Below are 23,429 nucleotides of genomic sequence, written 5' to 3'. Positions count from 1 at the left end.
CGTCCGAACGGCCGAGCGGCGCGAGGGCCCCGGGCCGGCGGGAGGAAGGGGGGCACCGGCGGCGGATCCGCCGTGTTCGCTGTCATCCGGCCATCCTGGCGGGAGGGCCGCCGCGGCGGCGGCCGCCGCACGGGCCCGGGCGCCGGGGCGTCAACCCGGCGCTGACCGCGGGTTCGGGGGCCGGTTCCACACGCCCCGGCTCCGCACGCCCCGGCTCGCACTGCCCGGCGGCGAGCGTCGCCGGGCGCCCGGCGCTCAGCGCCCGGCGACGAGGTCCGCGATCCGGGCGATCGGCGAGGTGGTGGCGCGGCCGGCCTCCTCCTGCCGGTCGGCGGCGTGGTACGCGGCGTACATCGCGTGCACCCCGAGCCAGCGCAGCGGCTCCGGCTCCCAGCGCCGCACGGTGTGGCCCACCCAGGGCAGCGCGGTCAGCTCGGTGTCGCGGCCGAGCACCAGGTCCCGCAGGGTGCGGCCGGCCAGGTTGGCGGTGGCCACCCCGCTGCCGACGTACCCGCCGGCCCAGCCGAGCCCGCTCGCCCGGTCCAGCTCCACGGTGGCGCACCAGTCCCGGGGGACGCCGAGCACGCCCGCCCAGGCGTGCTCGATCCGGGCCCGCGCGGCGGCCGGGAAGAAGCGGTCGAGGATCCGCCGGAGCTGGAGCACCGTCGCCACCTGGGTGCTGCCGTCCGAGTCCGTGCGCGAGCCGAACCGGTACGGCACGCCGCGGCCACCGAGCGCGATCCGGTCGTCGGCGGTGCGCTGGGCGTACATGTAGGCGTGCGCGAAGTCGCCCAGCACCTCCCGGCCCTGCCACCCCGCCCCCGCCCAGAACTCGGCGGGCAGCGGCTCGGTGGCGACCATCGCCGAGTTCATCGGCAGCCAGGTGCGCTTCTCCCCGCGCAGCCCGGCGGTGAAGCCCTCGGTGGCACGCAGCACGCGGTCGGCCGTGACGGTGCCGTACGGGGTGACGGCGCGGGGCCTGCGCTGGCCGGTGCCGGGCAGGATCGCGGTGACGGGCGTGCCCTCGTACACCCCGACGCCCGACTCCCGCACGGTGCGCGCGAGTCCGCGGGCGAGCCGGGCGGGCTGGATGCGGGCGCCGTGGCGGGTCCAGCAGCCGCCGAGGGCGCCCGCCACGTCGATCCGCTCCCGTGCCTCCCGCGCGCCGAGCAGTTCGACCCGGCCCTCGCCGTAGGCCCGCTCGCTCGCCACGTGCTCCCGTAGGCGGTCCAACTGCGGCTTGCTGCGGGCGACTTCCAGGACACCGCCGCGCACGATGTCCGCCTCGATGCCCTCGGCCGCGGCGACGTCGACGACCTCGCCGACCGTCGCGTCCATCGCCCGCTGCATCGCGGCGGCGCGCTGCTGCCCGTACCGCTCGGCGAAGGCGCCGCGCCCCGCGAAGCCGTTGTACAGCCAGCCGCCGTTGCGCCCCGAGGCGCCGTAGCCGCAGAAGCGCTGTTCGAGGAGGGCGATCCGCAGGGACGGGTCGGCCTTCCGCAGGTAGTAGGCCGTCCAGAGGCCGGTGTACCCGCCGCCGACGACGCACACGTCGACGTCCCGGCTCCCCGGCAGGGCCGGGCCGGGCCCGGGCACCCCGTCCGCCGCGTACCAGAACGACACCCCGCCGTTGACCGCCGTCACCGGACACCTCCCGTACCCTCGCCCCGTACCCTCGCCGACCTGCCGGGACGCTACCGCCGGCCGAGCGGCGCGGGCCACCCCTCACAGTGCCAGGATCACCGGGCCCGGCCGGCCACCCTGTCAGTCCCGCAGCAGCTCCAGGGCCCGCGTCCAGTCGTACGTGCCCGGCGTGGAGTCCGCGATCCGCACGCCCATCCGCCGCAGCTTCGCCAGGCTCTCGGCGTAGGCCGGGTGCGCCGCCTGGGCGGCGCTGAGGCACGGCTGGACGGCGACCGGGACGCCCCAGCCGTACGACTCGCAGAGGATGCCGAGGGCCAGGGTGTCCGAGATGCCCAGGGCCCACTTGTTGATCGTGTTGAAGGTGGCCGGGGAGACCACGATCGCGTCCGGGTCGGGCAGCGGGCGCGGCTCCCCCGGCCTGCGCCAGGCCGAGCGGATCGGGTGCCCCGTCTGCGCGACGAGGGCCTCGGCGTCGATCAGCGGCATCGCGTCGGGAGTGGCCACCACCCCCACGTCCCAGCCCTGCTGCCGCGCGGCGGCGATCAGCTCCCCCACCCCGCCCGCGACTCCCGCCGCGCAGACGACGACGTACAACACCGGCTTCTCGGCCATCTCCGGGCAGTCCTCTCCGGTCACCGCCGCCCCGCCACCGGGGCGGCGTGCACCACCTTCCCAGACCGCCCGGGCCCCGCGCCCCGGCACCCCGCCGCGTCCGGGGGCGGGGCCCGCCTGCGCGGCCTCCCGGAGGCGGACCCGGGGCGTGTCCGACACGTCGGGCGGCGAGGCGCGCGCCCCGGCGCCGCGCACCCGGCGGGAACCGTCCCACACCCCCTCGGGACGGCGCGCCGGTCACGCCGCCGCGGCCGAGACCAGTGCGGCCGCCGCGTCGGCGCAGCCCCAGCTGAGGGTGACGCCGGCGCCTCCGTGGCCGTAGGTGTGGACGGTCCGGCCATCGCCGTCGGCTTCGAGGCGCGGGCCGCCGTGGCGGGCCGGACGCAGGCCGACGACGTGGTCGATGACCCGGGCGCCGCGCAGTTCGGGGACGTGGGCGGTGCAGCGGGCGAGGATGGCCTCGGCGGTGGCCGGGTCGGGTGCGGTGTTCCAGTCGTCGGGTTCGAAGGTGCCGCCGAGGACGACGTCGGTGCTGCGGGGGTGGACGTAGGTGTAGCCGGACGGGTCGTCCTGGATGCGGGTCGAGCTGGGCAGTCCGGGGTTGCGGACCAGGACGAGCTGGCCGCGCACCGGGTGGACGGCCCGGTCCTCGCACAGCTGCCGGGCACCGATCCCGGTGGCGTTGACCACGACGGGCGCCCAGACCCGGGCCTGGTCGAGGACGTCGAGGCGGCGGTGGACGATCTCGCCGCCGTTGTCGACGAACCGGCCGAGCAGCCAGGGCAGGTAGAGCGGCATCTCGACGGCGGGGGCGGTGAACGACCAGCCGTCCGCGCAGGCCGGTCCGCGTTCGGCGGCCGTCAGCCGGCGCAGGTCGGGGACGGCGTGGCCCCACCAGGGCAGGCCCTCCGGCTGCCGCTCGTGCGCCAGCATCCGGGTGCTGCGCATCGACACGCCGGGCACGCCCTGCCCGGCCTGGCGGGCGAACTCGGCGAACGCGGTCGCCGACCAGTCCGCCACCCGCTGGTCGGTGCCGGTGGCGACGGGGAACCAGACGGCCGCGGCGACGGCCGAGGTGGTGGACAGCGGGCCGTCGGCCGTCACCACGACCACCCGGAACCCCTTCTCCTGCAGCCGGACCGCTGTGGTGAGCCCGATGATCCCGCTCCCGACCACGACGACGTCCATCGCGAACCCCTCCTCCCGAGCGCCGCCCACCGGGTGTCGGCGGCCCTCCCCAGGAAATCCGCCCGCACCGCCGGCCGTCCAAGACCGGGTCTGTCCCCGGGCGATAAGCCGCCCTTATCATCGCCGGATGGATCTGCGGATGGATCTGCGGCGCATGCGCTACTTCTCCTTGCTCGCCGAGGAGTTGAACTTCACCCGGGCGGCCCGCCGGCTGCACGTGGCGCAGCCGGCGCTGAGCCAGCAGGTCAAGGCGCTGGAGCGGCAGCTGGGCGTGCAGCTGGTGGAGCGGACCAGCAAGGGCTGTGCGCTGACGCCGGTCGGACGGGCGGTCGCCGAGGAGGCCCGACGGGTGCTGCAGGAGGTGGCGCAGGCCGAGCAGCGGCTCGCGGCGGTGGTGCGGGGGCGGGAGGGGCGGCTGCGGGTGGCGTACACCCGCTCCGCCCGAGGCGGGGTCTGCGACGCGCTGGTGACGGAGTTCCGCAACCGGTACCCGCGGCTGGACGTCGCGCTGCAGACCACCTGGACCTCGCACAGCGTCGCCGAGCTGCTCGCGGGGCGGCTGGACGCGGCGTTCGTCCGGCCGCCGCTGGACGAGCCGGAGCTCGCCTGCCGGATCATCGCCGAGGAGGAGCTGCTGCTCGCGGTGCCGGCCGGCCATCCGCTGGCCCGCAGCCGGGCGCGGATCGGCCGGCACCGGATCGTGGACGAGCCGGTGGTGCTCTGGCCGCGCGAGAACGGGCCCGGGATGCACGCGCTGATCACCGGGCAGCTGTGGCCCGGCGGGGCGCCGCGGATCGTCCGGGAGGAGCCGGACGACGAGCAGCTCCTGCTGGCGGTGGCGGCGGGCTACGGCATCGCACCGATCCCGGAGGGCCGCGCCCGGGTGTTCCGGATCCCCGGCGTCTGCCTGCGCCGGCTGACGGCCCCGGTGCCGACGGTCACGCTGGGGCTGGCCCACCATCCCCGCACCGCGCCGCCGGCCGTCCAGCTGCTGCTCGCGATGGCCCCGCCGCTGCCGGGCGGCTGAAGCGGGGCGGTCGCGCCCGCCCGGCGCCGTGAACCCGCCCGGCGCCGTGATGCCCGCCGGGCCCGGCCCCCGGCGCCGTCAGCCCGCCCGGTACGGCCCCAGCAGCACGCCGATCACCCGCTGCGCCGTCGCGACGGCGTGCTCGCCGTCGCCCTCCGCCAGCCCCAGGACCGGGTCGAGCCCCTGGACGTGCGGTGCGAGGGCCAGGTGGGGCAGGACGAGGACCAGCAGGGAGAGCAGCGCCTCGGTGTCGGTGCCGGGGCGCAGGCACCCCTCGGCGACGCCCTTGTCCAGCAGCGGGCGCAGCACGGCGAGGTAGTGGCGGTCGACGGCGGCGCGCACCGGGGTGCGGGCGGCCGGGTCGGCTTCGAGGGCGGCGGCCGCGGTCAGGGCACGCTCCAGCGGGTGCTCGTCGAAGTACCGGATCCAGGCCGCGGTCAGCGCGGCCAGGGAGCCGTGGAAGTCGGCGGCCCAGTCGAGCCGGGCGATCTCGGCCTCCAGCGCGGCCCGGACGCGGGCGCCGGCGAGATCGGCCAGGTGGACGTACATGTCCGCCTTGTCGGCGAAGTACTGGAAGAGACTGCCCTTGGAGACTCCCGCCTCCCGGCAGATGGTGTTGAGGCTCCCCCCGCTGAAGCCGCGGGCGGCGAACTCCGCCTCCGCGGCCGCGAGCACGGCCGTTCTGCGGGCGGCCGGCAGTCGGCCCCAGGTCCCCGTCGGCACCGCCGACCTCCTTGGTGTCACGGTCCCGCTTGACCTCGGGACGCCTCCGATCGTACCGTGCGACCACTGGTCACATGACCGCTGGTCATACGGCACCACCACCCACCCGGACGGAGACCGCCCGTCCCGACACCGTCCCCACCGCCCGCCCGGACGCCGCTCCCGCCGTCCACCCGACCGACCGACGACCGCCGGGCACACCCGGCAGTCCACCCAAGGAGACCCCCGATGACCAGCCGAATCGTGCTCCTCGGCGCCACCGGCTACACCGGCGGCCTGGTCCTGCCCGCCCTGGTGCGGCAGGGCGCCAGGCCGCTGCTCGCCGGCCGCACCGCCGCCCCGCTCGCCGCCCTCGCCGAACGCTTCGGCGGGCTCGACCACGCCGTGGTGGACGCGGCCGACCCGGCCGGCCTGCGCGCGCTGCTGCGCCCGGGGGACGTGCTGGTCACCACCGTCGGCCCCTTCGAGCGCTTCGGGCACCCCGTCGCCGAGGCCGCCGCCGAGGCCGGGGCTCACTACCTCGACTCCACCGGCGAGGTCGGCTTCGTCCGCGCCCTGCACGACCGGCTGCACGACCGCGCCCGGGCCGCCGGCTCGGTGATGCTCCCCGCCTTCGGCTACGACTACGTGCCCGGGATCCTGGCCGGTGCCCTCGCCGCGGAACGCGCCGGGGAGGGCGCGCGCAGCCTCGACATCGGGTACTTCGCCACCGGCTCGCTGCGGCGCGGGCTGAGCCGGGGCACCCGTACCACCATGCGCGACGGCCTGACCCTGCCCTCCGCCCGCTGGCGGCGCCGACGGCTGGTCGACGAGCGCACCGCCTCCGTCGTGCGCCCGTTCACCGTGCGCGGCCGGCGGCGGAACGCCTTCCTCGTCTCCGGGACCGAGGTGCTCTTCCTGCCCGAGGCGTTCCCCGAGCTCGACGAGGTCACCGTCTACAACGGCTGGTTCCCGGCGCTCAGCCGGCCGATCAGCGCCGTGTCGGCCGTCGCCGACGCGCTCACCCGGCACCCGGCCGGGCGGCGGCTGCTCGGCGCCCTGGAGCGCCCGCTCGGCGGCCCGCCCGGCCCGGATGCCGCCGAGCGCGCCCGCACCCGGACCCACGTGGTGGCCGTCGCCTCGGGCGGCGCCGGGCCGCTCGCCGAGGTGCACCTCGAAGGGCCCGGCATCTACGACCTCACCGCCGAGCTGATGGCCTGGGGCGCCCGGCGCCTCGCCGACCACCCCGCGAGGAGCGCCGGAGTCCTCGGGCCGCTGGACGCCTTCGGCCTCGACGTGCTGCGCGAGGGCTGTGCCGGGGTCGGGCTCGCGCCGCTCTGAGAAGCCGCGACGGCCGCGCCCGCCCCCGCTCGACGTTCGCGGGGGCGGGCACGGCGCTCGGTGGCGGGATCAGCCGATGGTGGAGCCGGTGATCGGGGCGGAGAGCTCGACGGTCTCACCGTTCAGGGCGGTCTTGACGAACTGCCAGCTCAGGCCGGTGATCACGCCCTTGTCCAGCGGGGCCAGCTTGGCGAAGGCGGGCTGGCTGAGGTCGATGTGGGTGGAGTCGCAGGAGGGACACTGGTCCTTCACCGGGACGGTGACGGTCTTGCCCTGGTAGGTCACCTTGACCGAGATGCCCTTGCAGACCGGGTCGTTGTTGGGGTTGGCGGCGGTCCACCAGGTGTGCGAGACGGCGACCAGCATCTGGGTGGCGGCGTTGATCTGGGTGCCGCAGGCGCCGTAGCCGGCGTCGTTGTAGTAGGTGGCCTTGCCGCTCATGGGCTTGTTGATCGGTATCGCGGCGCTGGCGGTGCCGGCCGTGAGGGCGATCAGGGCGGCTGCGGCGAGCGGGGCGCCCGCGAGGATCCTGAGGTTCTTGCCGATGGCGCGCATGGTTCGTTCCCTCCGGTTGCGGTGCAGGTCATGGGCATGACATTCGGAACCCGACACATCAGTACGACAGTTCGTCGACCGAACGTCCGCCCCGGGGAGGAAACGTATGCGCCCGCCCACACGGTGGTCCAGACCTCCACACTGTTGGCATGAACACAAGGCAAGCATCTTTACCAATGCGGCCGAAGGGGCGAAGATGCGTGACCGCCCCGCCACGGAAGGTGTTGACAGGCCGTCACCCCGAGTCCTCCGGAGGCCCTCCAGATGCGCACCTCGCTCGTCGCCCTGCTCCTGGGCACCGTCCTGCTCCCGGCCACCGCACCCGTCACCGCCGGCGCGGCGCCCCGCGAGGTGAACCAGGGCTACAGCATCCCGGTCGCCGGGGTGACCGACCTCGGTGCGCTGCCCGTCCTCGGCAGCCTCGGGCTGGACTTCGCGCGCCTGCTCGGACAGTAGCCCGCCGCGCCGCTGTCACCGAGCGTCACATGAGCGCCATGGCACCGGTGTCCGGGCAGGCGTCGGCCCCGGAGCGGCGACCGCCCGCGCCGGCCCGGACTCACGTCCGCTCCGAGAATCAGTGACCCCGCCCCCCGGGCGGCAAGGCCGAGCGGCCTCCCGCAGCACGCCCGCCATCCCACCGTCATCCGCCGCAACACCCGGCAAGGGGCCGCAGGCAGCCGCAACGAAGCAACAACAGCCGCTCCCACCAGCGGAGACGACGATTGACGGGGCGTCGGCCGTTCGGCACGATGAGGCCATCACCCGATCCCGGCGACCGGGGAGGAGGGCCGGTGCCCACCGTCGTCCGCCCCGTCCCCTGTCGCTGTCCGCGCCGCTGTCGTCGCGGCGCGCTCGCCCGCTGACCGTCCGCCGAGCGCGGGCCGGTCCGCCCCCACTCCGCTCGCCGCCCCGCGGAGCCGTCTGCTGCCCGCAGGGCCTGCAGCCGCCGGGACGCGCCGTCGCGCACCCGTCATTCTTCACTGAGCGTCACCATGCCCGTCCCGAGCGGGCCCCGTCATGCTCCCCCCACCGCCCTGCGCCTGGCCCCCGCCGCCGGCCGGATCGGCGCGATCGTGGCGGGCCGCCGCCCGGCCACCCGGCATGCGCCTCGGCGGCGGCCTCCCCGCCGAGACCGTCACCGCCCTGGAGGCCGCGCTGTCCGAGCACAAGGTGCTCATCCTCCGCGGCCAGCAGCAGCCCCTCGACGACGCCGAGCAGGAGGCCTTCGCCCGGCCGCCCGGCCGGCCGGTCGGCCACCCCGCCGTGGGAGTTCCGGCTGCTCGTGGACGGCGCCGGGGCGCCGGGCGGGGGGTGGCCGGCTCGGCCCGGTCCACCAACTGATCGGGACGGCGCCCTCCCAGGGCATCAGCGTCGGCATCGACCGCAAGCCCCCGGTCTCCTGGCCGGTGTACGAGCGGCACCGCACCTTCCGCTGCACCGGCGCCCTGCACTCCGTCACCTACCGGCCCGGCGAGCCGGCGCCGTACGACCCGGAGCCCGTCGCCCGGGCGCTGCGCGAGGCGGCGGCCGCCTTCGAGCAGCCGGCCGGTGCCGGGCGGCGGGCCGTCCCGGCCGCCCGGGCCCCGCCGCCCGCTCCCCGTACCAAGATCGCTCCACCCGGGTTACCCTCGTCCCGCGCGGCGACCCGGCCGGGCGAGCGACCGAGGGGGGAACGGATGATCGGGGACCTGCTGCCGGACGTCGTGGTGACCGAGGCGGCCTACGACGACCCGCCGGAGGCCCGGCTGGAGCCCGAGGAGGAGCCCGCCGTCGCACGGGCCGTGGACAAGCGGCGCCGCGAGTTCACCACCGTCCGGCACTGCGCCCGGACGGCCCTGGCCCGGCTCGGCGTCCCGTACCGCCCGCTCGTCCCGGGCCTGCGCGGAGCGCCGAGCTGGCCCGACGGCGTGGTCGGCAGCCTCACCCACTGCGACGGCTTCCGCGCGGCGGCCGTGGCCCGGGCCGGCGCCCTCGCCTCCGTCGGCATCGACGCCGAGCCCGCGCTGCCGCTGCCGGAGGGCGTCCAGGAGGCCGTCGCGCTGCCGGTCGAGCAGCAGCGGCTCGCCGAGCTGGCGGCCGAGCACCCGGACGTCCCGTGGGACCGCCTGCTGTTCAGCGCCAAGGAGTCGGTCTACAAGGCCTGGTTCCCGCTGACCCGGGTCTTCCTGGACTTCGACGAGGCCGAGCTGGACCTCTCCCCCGACGGCACCTTCACCGCCCGGCTGCTGGTGCCGGGCCCGGTGGTCAACGGCCGCCGGATCGACGGCTTCGACGGCCGCTGGGCGGTCCGGGACGGTCTGCTGGCCACCGCCATCGCCGTCTTCCCCTAGGACGCGTCATATCCTCGTCCCGTGACGGTGACCTATGTGATCGACGGCAGCGAGATCAGGACCCTGGAGGACTTCTGGGACGCGGTCGGGCGGACCATCGGGGCGGACGGCTACTTCGGCCGCAACCTCGACGCCTTCGCCGACTGCCTGCGCGGCGGCTACGGCACGCCCGAGGACGGGGACTGGGTCATCGAGTGGCGCGACCACGACGTCTCCCGCCGCAACCTCGGCCATCCGGAGACGGTGCGCCGGCTGGAGCAGCGGCTGGCGCACGCCCACCCCGCCAACCGCGCGGGCATCGCCGCCGAGCTGGACGCCGCCCGGGCGGGCCGGGGGCCGACGGTCTTCGACTGGCTGGTCCGGGTGATCGAGCAGGAGCACCCGGGCGGCCTGCGCCTGGCCTGAGCCGACCTCGCGCGCCCGGCGAGAACTGTCGGACCCGCCCTACAGCACGTCCGAGAGCCGGACGAAGCGCCGACCCGCCGCCAGCAGCCTCGGCAGCGCCGCTGCCACCCCGGGGGCCGTCCCGCCGCCCGGGTGGTTCAGGTGGCCGATCACGATCGAGCCCGCCGGGGCGGAGGCGACCTCCTGCCGCACCCCGGCGGCCGACAGCGTGGCCCCGTCGTCCGCGTTCACCGAGAAGCCGGCCACCCGCTGGCCCAGGTCGGCGACCACCCGGGTGGCGACGTCGTCGTAGTGCGCCGTCCCGGAGCGGAAGAACCGGGGCGGGTGCCCGAGCAGCTCGGTGAGCTTCCGGGTGTTGCCCGCCACCTCGTCGTACACCTCGCCGACGTCCCGCGTTCCGGCGATGCCGTAGGCGGAACGGCCGGTCACCGAGAGCGGACGGTGGACGGTGCCGTGGTTGCCGATCTCGAACAGCGGGTCGGCGGCGAGCCGCTCGAACTCCTCCGGGTTGGCGTCGATCCAGCGGGCGTTCAGGAAGAGGGTGGCCGGCACGCCGTGCGAGCGCAGGGCGTCGATCAGGTCGGCGTCGTAGCCGCTGCCGCCGGGGCCGCCGCAGGCGTCGAAGGTGAGCGCGGTGGCGCTCTCGCCCTCCGGCAGCGCGGTGACCACCCCGGACACCTCCAGCCCCCACTCGTTCGGAGCCAGCTCGCCGTACCGTTCGACCACGGTGGCCCGGTCGGGCCGGGCCGGGGCCTGCTGGACGGGCTGGTGGGCGGGCTCCGGCGACGGTTCCGGCGCGGTCGGCGTCGCCGGGGCGGACGGCCCGGCGCCCGGCGCGCTCGGCGTCGCGGCGGACGGTATCGCCGGGGCGGACGGAGCCAGGGCGGACGGAGCCGAGGCCGCCTCGGCCTGCGCCGAGGGTGCGGGCGAGGCCGGGCCCGCCGCCCTGGTCCCGCACCCCGCCAGGGCCCCTCCGGCCACCACCATGAGCAGCGTCCGCCGACTCACCGCCATGCCCGTCTCCCGTCCGCGCCAGTCCTCATATAAACCGATGACATGACTATGAACCGACCGATCGTCACTCCCCGCAACTCGCCCCCGCCCCCGCCCGGCCCTCCTTCACCGACCCGCCCCGCCGCCGTGGGCCCCCACTCACCCCCGGTTCACCCGCCCGGGTAGGCACGCGAGCGACCCGCCCGCCTGCCCGCCGACCGGACCCGGAGACCCCGATGCCGACCGAGCCCCGCACCCCGAGCCCCGACAACCCCGACGGCCCCGACCAGCCGACCGGCCAGGGAGCACTCGGGCCCGCCCGCCGCGAGCTGCTGCGCACCGGCCTCGCCACCGGCGCCGCCACCGCCCTGGGCCTCGCCACCACCGGGCGGGCGGACGCCGCCCCCGCCGCCGCCACCACGGCCGCCCCCGCCGACCGCACTCTCACCCTCACCGGCCACCTGCCCACCGGCTGCCCCGACTTCGTGTACCTCCCGGTCGAAGTCCCGGAGGGCGTGCGCGAGATCGCCGTCAGCTACGGCTACGACAAGCCGCCCGTCCCGGCCGGCACCCCGGGCAACTCCTGCGACATCGGCATCTTCGACGAGCGCGGCACCGACCTCGGCGGCCCCGGCTTCCGCGGCTGGTCCGGCGGCTTCCGCACCGGGTTCAGCCTCTCCCGCGGCGCCGCGACCCCCGGCTACCTCCCCGGCCCCGTCAACCCCGGCACGTGGCACGTCGTCCTCGGCCCGTACCAGGTCGCCCCGCAGGGCATGGACTACCACGTGGAGGTCACCCTCCGCTTCGGCGCCCCCGGGCCCCGGTTCACCCCGCGCTACCCGGCGGAGCGGGCCCGCGGCCGCGGCCGCGCCTGGTACCGGGGCGACTGCCACCTGCACACCGTCCACTCCGACGGGCGGCGCACACCCGAGGAGGTGGCCGCCGGGGCCCGCGCGGCCGGCCTGGACTTCATCGTCTCCACCGACCACAACACCAGCTCCTCGCACGCCGTCTGGGGCCCGCTGGCCGGCCCCGACCTCCTGGTCCTGACCGGCGAGGAGGTCACCACCCGCAACGGCCACTGGCTGGCCCTCGGCCTGGAGCCCGGCGGGTTCGTCGACTGGCGCTACCGCTCGCGCGACGAGGAGTACCCGCGCTTCGTCCGCCAGGTCCACCGCTCCGGCGGCCTGGTGGTGCCCGCGCACCCGTACTGCCCGTACGTCGCCTGCCAGTGGAAGTTCGGCTACGAGCAGGCCGACGCCGTCGAGGTGTGGAACGGCCCGTGGACGTACGACGACGAGTCGGCGGTGGACACCTGGGACGGCCGGCTCGCCGTCGCCCTGCGCGAGGGCCGCTCCTGGCTGCCCGCCCTGGGCAACAGCGACGCGCACAGCGAGCCGCAGGCCATCGGCTCGCCGCACACCGTGGTGCTGGCCGAGGACCTCACCCGGGACGCCGTCCTGGACGGGCTGCGCGCCGGGCGCAGCTGGCTGGCCGAGTCCTCCGCCGTCACCCTGGACCTCAGCGTCACCGGGGACGGCCGCCGGGCGGGCATCGGGGAAAAGTTGACCGTCCCGGCCGACGCCCCGCTGGACGTCAGGCTCACCGTCACCGGCGTGCCCGGCGGGACGGTCCGCCTGATCACCGACGAGGGGCAGATGCACCAGGAGTCGCTGCCCGCCGAGGGCTCCGGCACCGTGGTCTGGCGCACCACCGCCTCGCTCGCCGCCTACGTCCGGGCCGAGGTGCGCCACCCGAAGGCGGACGGCACCCCGGGCAGGGGCAACGCGATGGGCCCGGAGCTGCCCTGGGGCCCGATGGCGGCGCTCACCAACCCGGTCGTGCTGCGCACCGCCGACCGGTAGGGCCCGTCGGCGGCCGGCCGCCCCGCTCCTGCCCCGCCCGGCCGCCTCCGTCTGCGGCCCCGCTCCCCCGCCGACCCGCCCAGGAACCGGATGGGGGACGACTCGGACCACCCGTTTGGACTAGGTTGATCCCCGAAACGCATCAGTCGTAGGGACGAGGCGGTCGGTTGTCCGGTCAAGGGGCCGACCAGCCCCTTCGCACTCCGACCGCCCCGCCCCGGCTACCCGACCGTCCCCGGCCCGCGAAGGGATCAGCAGCTGTGAACCGTACGACCGTAGGTGGGCCGGAGCTCGGGGGCGGCCGGGGCGCCGGGGGCGTCCTCGTCCTCGTCAACCCGGCCGGGGCCGGGGACAGCCCGGTCGCGGAGCTGCTCGCCCGGGAGCTGAACCCGAGCGTCCACCTGCGGACGGCCGACTTCCTGCGGGTCATCCGCGGCCGGCTCCCCTCCGGGACGTCCGACGCGGCCGGGGCGGCCGACGCGGCCGAGGCCGGGCGGCGCAACGCCACCGCGCTGGCCGCCGCCGCGCAGGCCGCCTTCGCCTACGCCACCCGCGGCTACCAGGTCGTCGTGGAGGCCCCCGCCGTCCCGACCGCGCTGGACACCTTCCGCCGGGAGAGCCGTGCCACCGGCGCCGCCCTCCACTACGTCGTCCTGCACTCCGGCCCGGCCCCCGAGGACGCCCCCCACGCCCTCGACACCACCGGCCTCGGCCCCGAGGATGCCGCCGGCTCCGTCCTCGCCGCCCTCGACGACCGCACCCACCTGCTCGGCTGGTAGGGCGTGTCTGACAATTCTCGCCGGCCGCCCGGTGCCGGGGGCTACGCCCCCACCCGCCCGTCGATCGCCTCCCGCAGGAAGTCCGCGTGCCCGTTGTGCCGGGCGTACTCGTGGATCAGGTGGAGCATCACCATCCGCAGCGACACCTCGGCGTCCCAGCGGGCCTGGTAGCCGGTGACGTCGAGGGACGCGGCGGCGCGCTCGATCCGGCGGGAGTGCTCGACCTCGGCCTGCCAGGCGTCGAAGGCCTCGGCCCGGGTGGCGCCGGCCGGGTCGTACGCCGCCTGGTAGTCGCCCTCCGCGGACCAGACCAGCGGGACGTCCTCAGCGTCGATCACCCGGCGGAACCAGGTGCGCTCGACCTCCGCCATGTGCCGGACCAGCCCGAGCAGGCTGAGCGCGGAGGGCGGGCTGGAGCGCAGGCGCAGCTGCTCGTCGGTCAGGCCCTCGCACTTCAGGGCGAGGGTCGCCCGGTGGAAGTCCAGGAAGCCGCGCAGCATCTCGCGCTCGCCGCCGGTCAGCGGCGGAGCGGGGCGGTCGTCGGGGACGTTCACGGTGAAGCTCTCCTCGCGGTGGTCGGGCATCCCCGCGGACTGTAGCGAACCACCCGCCCGCCCGCCCCCCGTTTTCCCCCGGGCACCACCGCGCCCCGCACGGCGCGGCAGGCCTGCGCCATCACGTACCGTGTTCGGACCACCACAGGTTTGGGTACGTACCTCGGCACGCCCGACGGCCGGGTGCCCAGCGAGCAGGAGACCCAGCGGCCCATGGACCACAACCGCATCCCCCCGACCGTGCGCCGCACCTACGGCGCCGACGACCTCAGCACCGCCCCGTCGTTCGCCGGGGGGTTCATCAACTTCGGCTACTGGCAGGGGATCGACCTCGCCAACCCGACCCCCGAGGACCGGGTGCGCAGCCAGGAGCAGATGTACCGGCGGGTGCTGGGCGAGTTCCCGGAGCCGCGGGAGCGGCTGCGGCTGGCGGAGGTGGGCTGCGGGCGCGGGCTGGGCGCCGCGCTGGCGCTGCGGGAGTTCCGGTTCGCGGGCGTGACGGGCGTGGACATCCACCCGGACCAGATCGAGCGGGCCCGCGCCGTCAACACGAGAGCCCTGGCGACGTACCCCGATCGGCTGGCGTACACCCTGGGCTCGGCGGAGGAGCTCCCCTTCTCCGACGGCTACCTGGACGGCGTCTTCTCCGTCGAAGCGGCCCAGCACTTCCGCGAGTTGGGCGGCTTCGCCCGCGAGTCCGCCCGCGTCCTGCGCTCGGGCGGCCGGCTCGTCGTCGCCACCTTCTTCACCGCCCCGGGCCCCGACGCCGCCGAACGCCTCAAGATCGTGCTCGCCAGCTTCGCCGACGGCCTGGACGTCCCCCACCCCCTGGAGGACTTCACCGCCGAGCTCACCCGCCACGGCTTCACCGACATCGCCGCCGACTCCATCGGCGCCGACGTCTGGCCGGGCCTGGACCGCTACCTCGCCGACACCGTCCCCACCTCCCACTGGACCCGCAACTTCCTCCCCGCCTGGCGCGACGGCCTCGTCGACTACCACGTCCTCACCGCCACCCGCATCTGACCGGGCACGACGGGCACCTCGGCGCCCGGGCCCGCCCGCCCCCCCGGAGGGGCCCGGCGCCACGCGCCCCGGCGGCGACGAAGGGCGGCCGTGAGCGACGGCCTCAGCGGTCCACGCCTCCCATCACCGGGTCGATGCTGGCCACCGCGACGACGACGTCCGCGACCTGCCCTCCCTCGCACATCGCGGCCATCGACTGCAGGTTGGTGAAGCTCGGGTCGCGGAAGTGCACCCGGTACGGCCGGGCGCCGCCGTCGGAGACGACGTGGACGCCCAGCTCGCCCCGCGCGGACTCGACCGCCGCGTACGCCTGGCCGACCGGGACGCGGAAGCCCTCGGTGACCAGCTTGAAGTGGTGGATCAGCGCCTCCATGGACTCGCCCATGATCGTGCGGATGTGGTCGAGCGAGTTGCCCAAGCCGTCCGGGCCGAGGGCCAGTTGCGCGGGCCAGGCGATCTTCTTGTCGGCCACCATGACCGGGCCGGGCGCCAGCCGGTCCAGGCACTGCTCGACGATCCGCAGCGACTGGCGCATCTCCTCCAGCCGGACCAGGAACCGCCCGTAGGCGTCCGCGGTGTCGGCCACCGCGACCTCGAAGTCGTAGTCCTGGTAGCCGCAGTACGGGTCGGTCCTGCGCAGGTCGTGCGGCAGGCCGGTGGCGCGCAGGATCGGGCCGGTGGCACCGAGGGCCAGGCAGCCGGGCAGGTCCAGGAAGCCGACGTCGACCAGCCGGGCCCTGAAGGCCGGGTTCCTCGTCGCCAGTGCGTCGTACTCGTGCATCCGCGAACGCAGCAGCCCGACCGCCTCGCGGATCTGGTCCGGCGCCCCCGGGGGCAGGTCCTGCGCCAGGCCGCCCGGTCGGACGTAGCCGTGGTTCATGCGCAGGCCGGTGACCAGCTCGAAGACGTCCAGGACCACCTCGCGGTCCCGGAAGCCGTAGACCATCAGCGTGGTGGAGCCGATCTCCATCCCCCCGGCGGCCAGCGCCACCAGGTGCGAGGAGATCCGGTTGAGCTCCATCATCATCACCCGGACCACGCTCGCCCGCTCCGGGACCTGCTCGGTGATCCCGAGCAGCTTCTCCACGGCCAGGCAGTAGGCGGTCTCGTTGAACAGCGGCATCAGGTAGTCCATCCGGGTCACGAAGGTGGTGCCCTGCACCCAGTTGCGGAACTCCATGTTCTTCTCGATGCCGGTGTGGAGGTAGCCGATGCCGCAGCGGGCCTCCTTCACCGTCTCCCCGTCGATCTCCAGGACCAGGCGCAGCACCCCGTGGGTGGACGGGTGCTGCGGCCCCATGTTGACGATGATGCGTTCGTCGTCGGCCCGGCCGACCGCCTCGACCACCTCGCCCCAGTCGCCGCCGGTGACGGTGTAGACGCGGCCCTCGGTCGTGTCCCGCGCTCCTGCCGACTCGTGCTCGGTGCCGCTCATCAGCCGTACGACCTCCGCTCGGGTCCCCGGTCACGTCCCCGTGCCCGTGTCGCGGCGCGCGATCGCGCACCCGGGGCCGCGGCCCGTCCCAGCCGGCCGGCCTTCGCTCCAGGCGCACGGGCGCGAATCGGCGGCGCCGGCTGCTGCTCAGGTCCAGGATCGCGCAGATCCGCCGGGACCACCCGGCCGGGCCGGCGGCGCACCGGCCGTGGCCGGCCGCGGCGGGCCGCATCCGTGGTCGGCCGGGGGCCGGTGGGTCACGGCTCCTCGGGCTGGGAGGGGCTGCCGTACGCTTCGAGCAAGTCGATCACGGCCCGCAGGTCCAGCGGGGTGTCGGCGCTGCCGGGGCCGTTCGCCCGGGCGGACGAGAACCGGCCGTCCGGGGCGAACTCGACCTGCAACGTCCAGTCGAGCAGGGAGAACCGCATCGCCCCGTCCTGCTCGCGCACGACCTGCCAGCCGAAGAGGCGGGCCGTCTCGCCGAGGTAGTGGGTGTCGTGGCTCACCGGTGCGGGATCGGACTCCGTCATGGCCCGATGCTCGCTCGGCCGGTGCCCCGGCGCCAGCCGCCATGCCGTGGGCGGGTGCGGACCCGGCGGGCATCCGCCGTGCCGACCTGCCGCTGCGGGGGCGCCCGCCCTACCGTAGGAGACGGCCGGGGCCACCGTCAGCGCCGACCCGGAGAGGGGTAGTGACCATGGGAACGCCACCGAACGATCCGGTACCGCCCACGCCCACGCCGGTTCCGGGGCCCGGCCCGCAGCCGGGCCCGCTGCCCGGTCCGGTGCCCGGACCGGGCGGGCCGGATCCGGTTCCGCCCGGGCCGCCCCCGCCGGAGCCCGACCCGCAGCCGCCGCCCGCGCCGCGGCCGGACCCCCGGCCCCAGCCCGGGCCGCTGCCCGGCCCGGGGCCGGCTCCCGCACCGGTCACCCGAGCACAGCGCCGGTGAGGCCGAGCGGTACCGCGGCCCCGACGCGCCCCCGCGTGACGGTCCCGGTTTCCGCGCCCGGCGCGCGGGCAGGCGCGGCAGGAGGAGTCACCGGGCCCCCGGGGACGACCGGACGGCCGCTGCCCTGAGGGGCGGTCCGGCGAGGCGGGTCGCTGCACGCTGCCGGTGGCGTGCGCCGGTGCCGAGAGGAGCAACGATGCCCGGATCCGAGCCACTGACGGAGTACCGACGCAAACGGGACTTCCACCGGACCCGCGAGCCCAGCGGGGAGGGCCGCGCCCCATCCGGCGACCGCGAGCCCGGCTTCGTCGTGCAGATCCACGACGCCCGCACCATGCACTTCGACTTCCGCCTGGAGGTCGACGGCGTGCTCAAGTCCTGGTCCGTCCCCAAGGGCCCGTCCGGCGATCCGCACGACAAGCGGCTCGCGATGCCCACCGAGGACCACCCCCTGGAGTACCGCGACTTCGAGGGGACCATCGCCGAGGGCGGGTACGGCGCCGGCACGGTGATCATCTGGGACGAGGGCAGCTACGCCAACCGCAGCACGGACAAGCGGGGGCACGAGGTCCCGTTCGCGAAGGCGCTCGCCGACGGCCACGCCTCGTTCCGGCTGGACGGGCACAAACTGCACGGCGACTGGGCCCTGACCCGCTTCCGTCAGGGCGACGGGGAGCGGGAGGCGTGGCTGCTGGTCCGGCACGGCCGGAGCGGACGCGGCGGCACGCCCGACCCCCGGCGGGCCCGCTCCGCGCGCAGCGGGCGGACGCTCGGGCAGGTCGCCGCCGAGGAGGCCGGCGGATGACCGTGCCGGACTCCGGCGCCCAGCTGGTCGGCGGCCATCAGGGCGCGCGCCTGCGCTGCGCGGGCACGGCCGGCACCGGCGACGGCACCGGGCCTCCGCCCGCGGACGAACGGCCCACCGACGTGACCGGCGAGCGAGGAGCGCCATGACCACCACCGACATCCGCGCCGGCGGCCGGACCATCGGGATCAAGAGGGCCGACAAGGTGCTCTTCCCCGACGACGGCATCACCAAGGCCGACCTCGCCGACTACTACCGCCGGGCCGGCCGGCGCATCCTGCCGCACCTGCGCGGACGCCCGCTGATGCTGGAGCGCCACCCCGACGGCATCGGCGGCGGACGGTTCATGCAGAAGGACACCCCCGACTACTTCCCGGACTGGATCCACCGCGCCGAGCTGCCCAAGGAGGACGGCACCGTCACCTACCCCGTCTGCGACGGCCTCGCCACCCTGCTCTACCTGGTCGACCAGGCGTGCATCACCCCGCACCGCTGGCTGTCCAAGGCCGACAAGCCCGACCACCCCGACCGGCTGGTGCTCGACCTCGACCCTCCCGGCGACGACTTCGAACCGGTCCGGCGGGCCGCCGCCCGCCTGCACGAGCTGCTCGGCGAACTCGGCCTGCCCGCCGCCCTGATGAGCACCGGGTCGCGCGGCCTGCACGTGCTGGTCCCGCTCGACCGCCGCGCTCCCTTCGACGAGGTCCGCGCCTTCGCGCGCGGCCTGGCCGACCTGCTCGCCGAACGGTACCCGGACGAACTCACCACCGCCGCCCGCAAGCAGGCCCGCAGGGGCCGCCTCTACCTGGACGTCCAGCGCAACGCCTACGCCCAGACCGCCGTCACCCCGTACGCCGTCCGCGCCCTGCCCGGCGCACCGGTCGCCACCCCGCTCGGCTGGGACGAACTGGACGACCCCGGCCTCACCCCGCGGCGCTGGACCGTCGCCACCGTCGGCGAGCGCCTGGAGGGCGACGACCCCTGGGGGCAGGAGCTGCGCCGCGGCCGCTCCCTGACGGCGGCCGCCCGGATGCTGGCGAAGCTCTGACCCGGCCCCTGCCACGCCCCGTACGGCTCGGACCCCCGGCACCGTCCGGACTCACCCGGCGATCCGCAGGGCGGGGATGACGCCGCCGGCGAGCACGGCGTCGCGTTGGCGGGGCGAGAGGCGGTGGGTGACCCGGTAGTCCTCGTCCGTGGTGGCGTTGTGCACGGTCAGCCGGGGGTCGGCGCCGTGAGCGAGGGCCTGGTGCAGGCCGCTGAGGAGCAGGCGGTCGCCCTGGGTGATCCGGTCGTGGTCGGCGGGGTCGGTGAACTCCAGCGGCAGGATGCCGAAGTTGGCGAGGTTCTGCCAGTGGATGCGGGCGAAGGACTTCGCGAGGACGGCGCGCAGGCCGAGCAGGCGCGGGGTGATGGCGGCGTGCTCGCGGGACGACCCCTGGCCGTAGTTGTCGCCGGCGACGACCAGGTGCGCCCCGGCCGCCCGGGCACGCTCGGGGTAGTCCGGGTCGATCCGGGTGAAGGTGAAGTCGGCGAGTTTCGGCAGGTTGGAGCGGTAGGGGAGGGCCTGGGCGCCGGCCGGGCTGATCTCGTCGGTGGAGACGTTGTCACCGGTCCTGAGCAGGACGGGGGCATCGAGTTCGTCCGGCAGCGGGTCGAGGTCGGGCAGGGCGGAGATGTTGGGCCCGCGGACGAGCTCGACGGTGGCGGCGGTCGTCGGCGGCAGCGGCGCCTCCATCATCGGCCGGTTGACCGAGGCGTGGTCCGGCAGCGCCAGGTCGGGCGGCTCCACGCCTTCGCGCAGAGCCCAGGCGCGGGGGTCGGTGAGCCGGCCGGTGAGGGCGGAGGCGGCGGCGGTCTCGGGCGAGCAGAGCCACACCGAGTCGTCCAGGGTGCCGGAGCGGCCGGGGAAGTTGCGGGGGAACGTGCGCAGCGAGTGCTGTCCGGCGGCGGGCGCCTGGCCCATGCCGATGCAGCCGAGGCAGCCGGACTGGTGGATGCGGGCTCCGGCGGTGACCAGGTCGGAGGCGGCGCCGGTCAGCAGCAGGTCCTGGAGGACCTCGCGGGAGCTGGGGTTGACGTCGAAGCTGACCGGGCCGGCGGTCTGGCGGCCGTGCACCATGGCGGCGGCGATCGCGTAGTCGCGCAGGCCCGGGTTGGCGGAGGAACCGATCACGACCTGGCCGATCGGGGTGCCCGCGACCTCACGGACCGGGACGACGTTGCCGGGCGAGCTCGGCATGGCGACCAGCGGCTCCAGGGCGGACAGGTCGATCCGCTCGGTGAGGTCGTAACGGCAGCCGGGTTCCGCGCTGTACGGCCGGAAGTCCTCCTCGCGGCCCTCGGCGCGCAGGAAGTCCCGGACGGCCTCGTCCGCGGGGAAGACGCTGGCGGTCGCGCCCAGTTCGGCGCCCATGTTGGCGATGACGTGCCGGTCCATCGCGCTCAGCCCGGCCAGGCCGGGCCCGTGGTACTCCAGGATCCGGTGGAGGCCGCCCTTCACACCGTGGCGGCGCAGCAGCTCCAGGATCACGTCCTTGGCGCTCACCCAGTCCGGCAGCTCGCCGTCGAGCCGGATGCCCCAGATGCGGGGCATGGTCAGGTGGTAGGGCCGACCGGCGAGGGCGAGGGCGACGTCCAGGCCGCCGGTGCCGATCGCCAGCATGCCGAGCGCCCCTCCGGCACAGGTGTGGGAGTCGGAGCCGAGCAGGGTCTTCCCGGGGACGCCGAAGCGCTGCATGTGGACCGGGTGGGACACGCCGTTGCCGGGCTTGGAGTACCAGAGCCCGAACCGGCGGGCGGCAGAGCGCAGGAAGAGGTGGTCCTCGGCGTTGCGCTCGTCGGCCTGGAGGAGGTTGTGGTCGACGTACTGCACGCTCAGCTCGGTACGGGCCCGGTCCAGGCCGAGTGCCTCCAGCTCCTGCATGACCAGGGTGCCGGTGGCGTCCTGGCAGAGGGTCTGGTCGATGCGCAGGGCGATCTCCTCGCCCGCCGTCATCGGACCGCTCACCAGGTGGGAGGCGATCAGTTGCTGGGCGGTCGTGAGCGGCTCGGTCACGGTGACCTCCTCCGTCGACGGGTGGGCGGGAGCGGTGCGGCCGGGGCCTGCGGTGCAAAGCGGACGGGATCCGCTCTTCCCACCGGCGGAGCGCGGGGCCCGGCCGGGTCCGGGCACCTGCGCACCGGCCAGGTCGCTCCCACCGGGCGGGTGCCCCCCGACCAGGACTCCTAACGCCGACGCTCCGGGGGCCGGGGGGGGCGTCCTGCCGCCCCTCCCGCAGACCCGCGAACCGCCGGGGCGCCGCGCCCGGGCGGCGCGGAAGCTCCCTGCGCTCGCCGCGTTACGGACCGGGACTTCTGGTTAGACGCCCGGATGACGCCCCCTGGGCGCCGACCGTCCCGCCGTCGCCGACCCCGTCGGCGGCCGGCTGACCCTCTGCTCCGGCACGCCGCCCGTACGGGCACCGGCCCCGGGCGGGTGGGCCGGTCCATCCCCCGTCACGGACCGGACCGGCACGCCCCGGCAGCACCTGTGCAGGGAGAACAGTGATGACCACTTCGAACAGCGGGGCCCCGAAGTCCGGCCCGCTCATGACCGCCTACGTCGAGGTCAACGACAACAGCATCGCCAACGCCGGCAGGTACGTCCTGGCCAAGGACGGCAGCAACGTGTTCGACATCGCCCTCGTCTTCGCCGCGAACATCAACCACGACGACCAGAAGGGCACGTACCTGGGCTTCAACCCCCACGTCCAGGACGTCCTCGACAACGCCGGCAAGCTGATCAAACCGCTCCGGGACAAGGGCATCAGGGTCCTGCTGTCCGTCCTGGGCAACCACCAGGGCGTCGGCTTCGCGAACTTCCCCGACCAGCCGTCCGCGGCCGCGTTCGCCGACCAACTCGCCGCGGCCGTCACCCGCTACGGGCTGGACGGCATCGACTTCGACGACGAGTACGCCGACTACCCCACGAGCGGGGAGGGCCAGACCAACACCTGGTCGTTCCCCTACCTGGTCGACGCACTGCGCACGAAGCTGGGCAAGGCCAAGACCATCTCGCTCTACTTCATCGGCCCCTCCTCCCGGACGCTCACCTACGGCGACATCGACGTGGGCCGGCTGATCGACTACAGCTGGAACGCGGGCTACGGCAGCTTCGACCCGCCGGACGTGCCCGGGCTCGGCAAAGCCCGGCTGGCGGCGGCCGCCATCGACATCCAGGACGAGGAGGCCGGCGGGTGGTCGACCGCCGCGGACCTGGCCAAGCAGACCTTGGACCAGGGCTACGGCGTCTACAACACCTACCGTCTCCCGGACACCGACGTCAGCACAGGCCTCTCCGCCGTCACCAAGGTCCTCTACAACAGCGACGTCCGTCCGCCCGGCACCACCGAACCCGCACCGTGACGGGGCCCGGCGGCGCCCCCGTTCTCGCGCCGCCCGGCGCGTCACGGTCCGTACCCGACGTCACTTTCCCCATGGCAGCCCGGATCCCGGGCCGAAGCCACCACCACGAGACAGGAGTCATCCCATGACCGAGTACACCCTCAAGATCGAGATCACCGACACCGGGCTGAACACCATCGGCAATGCCCAGCAGAGCGTCTGCCTGGCCAAGGACGTGGGGACCGCGGGAAGCACCTCCAACACCGCGCGGACTGTCTGGGTCAAGATCGACCCCGGCGAGAACAACGTGGTGACCTGGGAGGAGGACTACCGGATCTACGCCAGCGAGAGCAAGATCGTCGACGGCGCCCAGGTCAGTTCGACGACCCGGACGCGCGACGTGGTGACGCTCGACTACTGCTACCCCTTCACCAAGAACAACGTGTTCGGCGAAGGAACCGAGGACAAGGACGGCGAGGGCTACTACTCCCTCCACAACGGGTCGAACTGGACCATCAACGAGGAGCGGCAGGTCTGCTCCGGCCTCTACCAGGTCTCGACCGTGTCGGGCGGCGGCAACGACACGAACGACCAGGGGCCGCTCAACGCCTGTTACGTCCCCTACAACGAGAAGGGGCGGTTCGCGCCGGAGGAGGTCGTCTACGTCTGGGCCCAGAAGGTCGCCGACACCGGCGTCGTCAAGGAGAAGGTCACGACGGACATGCTCAAGGTGGAGTACGACACCGGGGAGACCTCCAAGACGGTGCACTACGACGACACGGACAACGTCTTCAAGCCCGGCCCGCTGCCTTCCCGGTAGACCGGCCCGGGGC

24 protein-coding genes are annotated in these 23,429 nt (G+C 75.3%); 14 read left to right on the top strand and 10 right to left on the bottom strand.

The window, feature by feature from the left end; genetic code table 11:
* Positions 1 to 255: 255 nt before the first annotated feature.
* From ACH5AR_RS03035 to ACH5AR_RS03025, 3 genes are all read right to left on the bottom strand, one after another.
* Positions 256 to 1,644 carry an NAD(P)/FAD-dependent oxidoreductase gene (locus ACH5AR_RS03035; protein ID WP_396299627.1) on the bottom strand — a complete coding sequence of 463 codons (1,389 nt, stop codon included), beginning with the start codon at positions 1,642 to 1,644 and terminating at the stop codon, positions 256 to 258.
* A 120-nt stretch (positions 1,645 to 1,764) separates the two neighbouring features.
* The gene (locus ACH5AR_RS03030) at positions 1,765 to 2,256 is read right to left on the bottom strand and encodes a flavoprotein (protein ID WP_396299626.1); all 492 of its coding nucleotides are present in this window, start codon (positions 2,254 to 2,256) and stop codon (positions 1,765 to 1,767) included.
* Between the two features lie 237 nt (positions 2,257 to 2,493).
* A complete protein-coding gene (locus tag ACH5AR_RS03025; RefSeq protein WP_396299625.1) occupies positions 2,494 to 3,444 on the bottom strand; it encodes an FAD-dependent oxidoreductase in 951 nt (316 codons plus the stop codon).
* 127 nt (positions 3,445 to 3,571) lie between these two features.
* On the opposite strand from ACH5AR_RS03025, the gene ACH5AR_RS03020 reads away from it, so the two are divergent.
* Entirely contained in the window at positions 3,572 to 4,471 is a 900-nt protein-coding gene (locus tag ACH5AR_RS03020) for a LysR family transcriptional regulator (protein WP_396299624.1), read from the top strand.
* A 78-nt stretch (positions 4,472 to 4,549) separates the two neighbouring features.
* Here the strand turns inward: ACH5AR_RS03020 and ACH5AR_RS03015 are convergent, their stop codons facing one another.
* Positions 4,550 to 5,194 carry a TetR/AcrR family transcriptional regulator gene (locus tag ACH5AR_RS03015; protein ID WP_396299623.1) on the bottom strand — a complete coding sequence of 215 codons (645 nt, stop codon included), beginning with the start codon at positions 5,192 to 5,194 and terminating at the stop codon, positions 4,550 to 4,552.
* A 228-nt stretch (positions 5,195 to 5,422) separates the two neighbouring features.
* Between ACH5AR_RS03015 and ACH5AR_RS03010 the strand changes: the two genes are divergently transcribed.
* Complete coding sequence (locus ACH5AR_RS03010) at positions 5,423 to 6,514, top strand: saccharopine dehydrogenase family protein (protein WP_396299622.1); 1,092 nt, start codon at positions 5,423 to 5,425, stop codon at positions 6,512 to 6,514.
* Positions 6,515 to 6,583: 69 nt separating this feature from the next.
* On the opposite strand, the gene ACH5AR_RS03005 is transcribed toward ACH5AR_RS03010, so the two are convergent.
* Positions 6,584 to 7,069, bottom strand: coding sequence for a cysteine/serine endopeptidase inhibitor (locus tag ACH5AR_RS03005; protein WP_396299621.1), 486 nt, complete (start codon positions 7,067 to 7,069; stop codon positions 6,584 to 6,586).
* Between the two features lie 264 nt (positions 7,070 to 7,333).
* On the opposite strand from ACH5AR_RS03005, the gene ACH5AR_RS03000 reads away from it, so the two are divergent.
* The 4 genes from ACH5AR_RS03000 to ACH5AR_RS02985 all read left to right on the top strand — a co-directional run bounded on the left by ACH5AR_RS03000 (position 7,334) and on the right by ACH5AR_RS02985 (position 9,804).
* The gene (locus ACH5AR_RS03000; protein ID WP_396299620.1) at positions 7,334 to 7,525 is read left to right on the top strand and encodes a hypothetical protein; all 192 of its coding nucleotides are present in this window, start codon (positions 7,334 to 7,336) and stop codon (positions 7,523 to 7,525) included.
* A 645-nt stretch (positions 7,526 to 8,170) separates the two neighbouring features.
* Positions 8,171 to 8,410 carry a hypothetical protein gene (locus ACH5AR_RS02995; RefSeq protein ID WP_396299619.1) on the top strand — a complete coding sequence of 80 codons (240 nt, stop codon included), beginning with the start codon at positions 8,171 to 8,173 and terminating at the stop codon, positions 8,408 to 8,410.
* A 335-nt stretch (positions 8,411 to 8,745) separates the two neighbouring features.
* On the top strand, positions 8,746 to 9,399 hold the full coding sequence (locus ACH5AR_RS02990) for a 4'-phosphopantetheinyl transferase (protein ID WP_396299969.1): 654 nt from the start codon (positions 8,746 to 8,748) through the stop codon (positions 9,397 to 9,399).
* A 21-nt stretch (positions 9,400 to 9,420) separates the two neighbouring features.
* Positions 9,421 to 9,804 carry a barstar family protein gene (locus ACH5AR_RS02985; RefSeq protein ID WP_396299618.1) on the top strand — a complete coding sequence of 128 codons (384 nt, stop codon included), beginning with the start codon at positions 9,421 to 9,423 and terminating at the stop codon, positions 9,802 to 9,804.
* Positions 9,805 to 9,843: 39 nt separating this feature from the next.
* Here the strand turns inward: ACH5AR_RS02985 and ACH5AR_RS02980 are convergent, their stop codons facing one another.
* Positions 9,844 to 10,818, bottom strand: coding sequence for a polysaccharide deacetylase family protein (locus tag ACH5AR_RS02980; RefSeq protein ID WP_396299617.1), 975 nt, complete (start codon positions 10,816 to 10,818; stop codon positions 9,844 to 9,846).
* 215 nt (positions 10,819 to 11,033) lie between these two features.
* Here ACH5AR_RS02980 and ACH5AR_RS02975 point away from each other — a divergent pair, with 215 nt between their 5' ends.
* On the top strand, positions 11,034 to 12,662 hold the full coding sequence (locus ACH5AR_RS02975; protein ID WP_396299616.1) for a CehA/McbA family metallohydrolase: 1,629 nt from the start codon (positions 11,034 to 11,036) through the stop codon (positions 12,660 to 12,662).
* 260 nt (positions 12,663 to 12,922) lie between these two features.
* Complete coding sequence (locus tag ACH5AR_RS02970; protein ID WP_396299615.1) at positions 12,923 to 13,441, top strand: hypothetical protein; 519 nt, start codon at positions 12,923 to 12,925, stop codon at positions 13,439 to 13,441.
* Between the two features lie 41 nt (positions 13,442 to 13,482).
* Here the strand turns inward: ACH5AR_RS02970 and ACH5AR_RS02965 are convergent, their stop codons facing one another.
* Complete coding sequence (locus tag ACH5AR_RS02965; RefSeq protein ID WP_396299614.1) at positions 13,483 to 14,025, bottom strand: DinB family protein; 543 nt, start codon at positions 14,023 to 14,025, stop codon at positions 13,483 to 13,485.
* 120 nt (positions 14,026 to 14,145) lie between these two features.
* On the opposite strand from ACH5AR_RS02965, the gene ACH5AR_RS02960 reads away from it, so the two are divergent.
* On the top strand, positions 14,146 to 15,021 hold the full coding sequence (locus ACH5AR_RS02960; RefSeq protein ID WP_396299613.1) for a class I SAM-dependent methyltransferase: 876 nt from the start codon (positions 14,146 to 14,148) through the stop codon (positions 15,019 to 15,021).
* A gap of 103 nt (positions 15,022 to 15,124) precedes the next feature.
* Here ACH5AR_RS02960 and ACH5AR_RS02955 read toward each other — a convergent pair whose 3' ends face one another.
* Entirely contained in the window at positions 15,125 to 16,456 is a 1,332-nt protein-coding gene (locus tag ACH5AR_RS02955; protein ID WP_396299612.1) for an NADH-quinone oxidoreductase subunit D, read from the bottom strand.
* 257 nt (positions 16,457 to 16,713) lie between these two features.
* Positions 16,714 to 16,986, bottom strand: a complete 273-nt coding sequence (locus ACH5AR_RS02950) for a hypothetical protein (RefSeq protein WP_396299611.1) — start codon at positions 16,984 to 16,986, stop codon at positions 16,714 to 16,716.
* Positions 16,987 to 17,601: 615 nt separating this feature from the next.
* Between ACH5AR_RS02950 and ACH5AR_RS02945 the strand changes: the two genes are divergently transcribed.
* The 3 genes from ACH5AR_RS02945 to ligD are packed head-to-tail and all read left to right on the top strand — an operon-like array spanning position 17,602 to position 19,258.
* Positions 17,602 to 18,210: a DNA polymerase ligase N-terminal domain-containing protein gene (locus ACH5AR_RS02945; protein WP_396299610.1), complete on the top strand. Its 609-nt coding sequence runs from the start codon at positions 17,602 to 17,604 to the stop codon at positions 18,208 to 18,210.
* Positions 18,207 to 18,359, top strand: coding sequence for a hypothetical protein (locus ACH5AR_RS02940; RefSeq protein ID WP_396299609.1), 153 nt, complete (start codon positions 18,207 to 18,209; stop codon positions 18,357 to 18,359). Before ACH5AR_RS02945 ends, ACH5AR_RS02940 begins: the two co-directional genes overlap by 4 nt.
* The gene (gene ligD, locus ACH5AR_RS02935; protein ID WP_396299608.1) at positions 18,356 to 19,258 is read left to right on the top strand and encodes a non-homologous end-joining DNA ligase; all 903 of its coding nucleotides are present in this window, start codon (positions 18,356 to 18,358) and stop codon (positions 19,256 to 19,258) included. The genes ACH5AR_RS02940 and ligD overlap by 4 nt, the downstream gene beginning before the upstream one ends.
* Before the next feature lie 51 nt (positions 19,259 to 19,309).
* On the opposite strand, the gene ACH5AR_RS02930 is transcribed toward ligD, so the two are convergent.
* Positions 19,310 to 21,208 carry an aconitate hydratase gene (locus ACH5AR_RS02930; RefSeq protein ID WP_396299968.1) on the bottom strand — a complete coding sequence of 633 codons (1,899 nt, stop codon included), beginning with the start codon at positions 21,206 to 21,208 and terminating at the stop codon, positions 19,310 to 19,312.
* 551 nt (positions 21,209 to 21,759) lie between these two features.
* Here ACH5AR_RS02930 and ACH5AR_RS02925 point away from each other — a divergent pair.
* Together ACH5AR_RS02925 and ACH5AR_RS02920 are read left to right on the top strand one after the other, a co-directional pair.
* Positions 21,760 to 22,617, top strand: coding sequence for an endo-beta-N-acetylglucosaminidase H (locus ACH5AR_RS02925; RefSeq protein WP_396299607.1), 858 nt, complete (start codon positions 21,760 to 21,762; stop codon positions 22,615 to 22,617).
* A gap of 124 nt (positions 22,618 to 22,741) precedes the next feature.
* On the top strand, positions 22,742 to 23,416 hold the full coding sequence (locus tag ACH5AR_RS02920; RefSeq protein WP_396299606.1) for a hypothetical protein: 675 nt from the start codon (positions 22,742 to 22,744) through the stop codon (positions 23,414 to 23,416).
* The last annotated feature ends 13 nt before the right edge of the window (positions 23,417 to 23,429 follow it).

Source organism: Kitasatospora sp. NPDC018619, assembly GCF_044391605.1.
Lineage (GTDB): Bacteria > Actinomycetota > Actinomycetes > Streptomycetales > Streptomycetaceae > Kitasatospora.
Note: the sequence above shows the minus strand (reverse complement) of the source record. Positions and strands in the feature narration are given on the sequence as shown.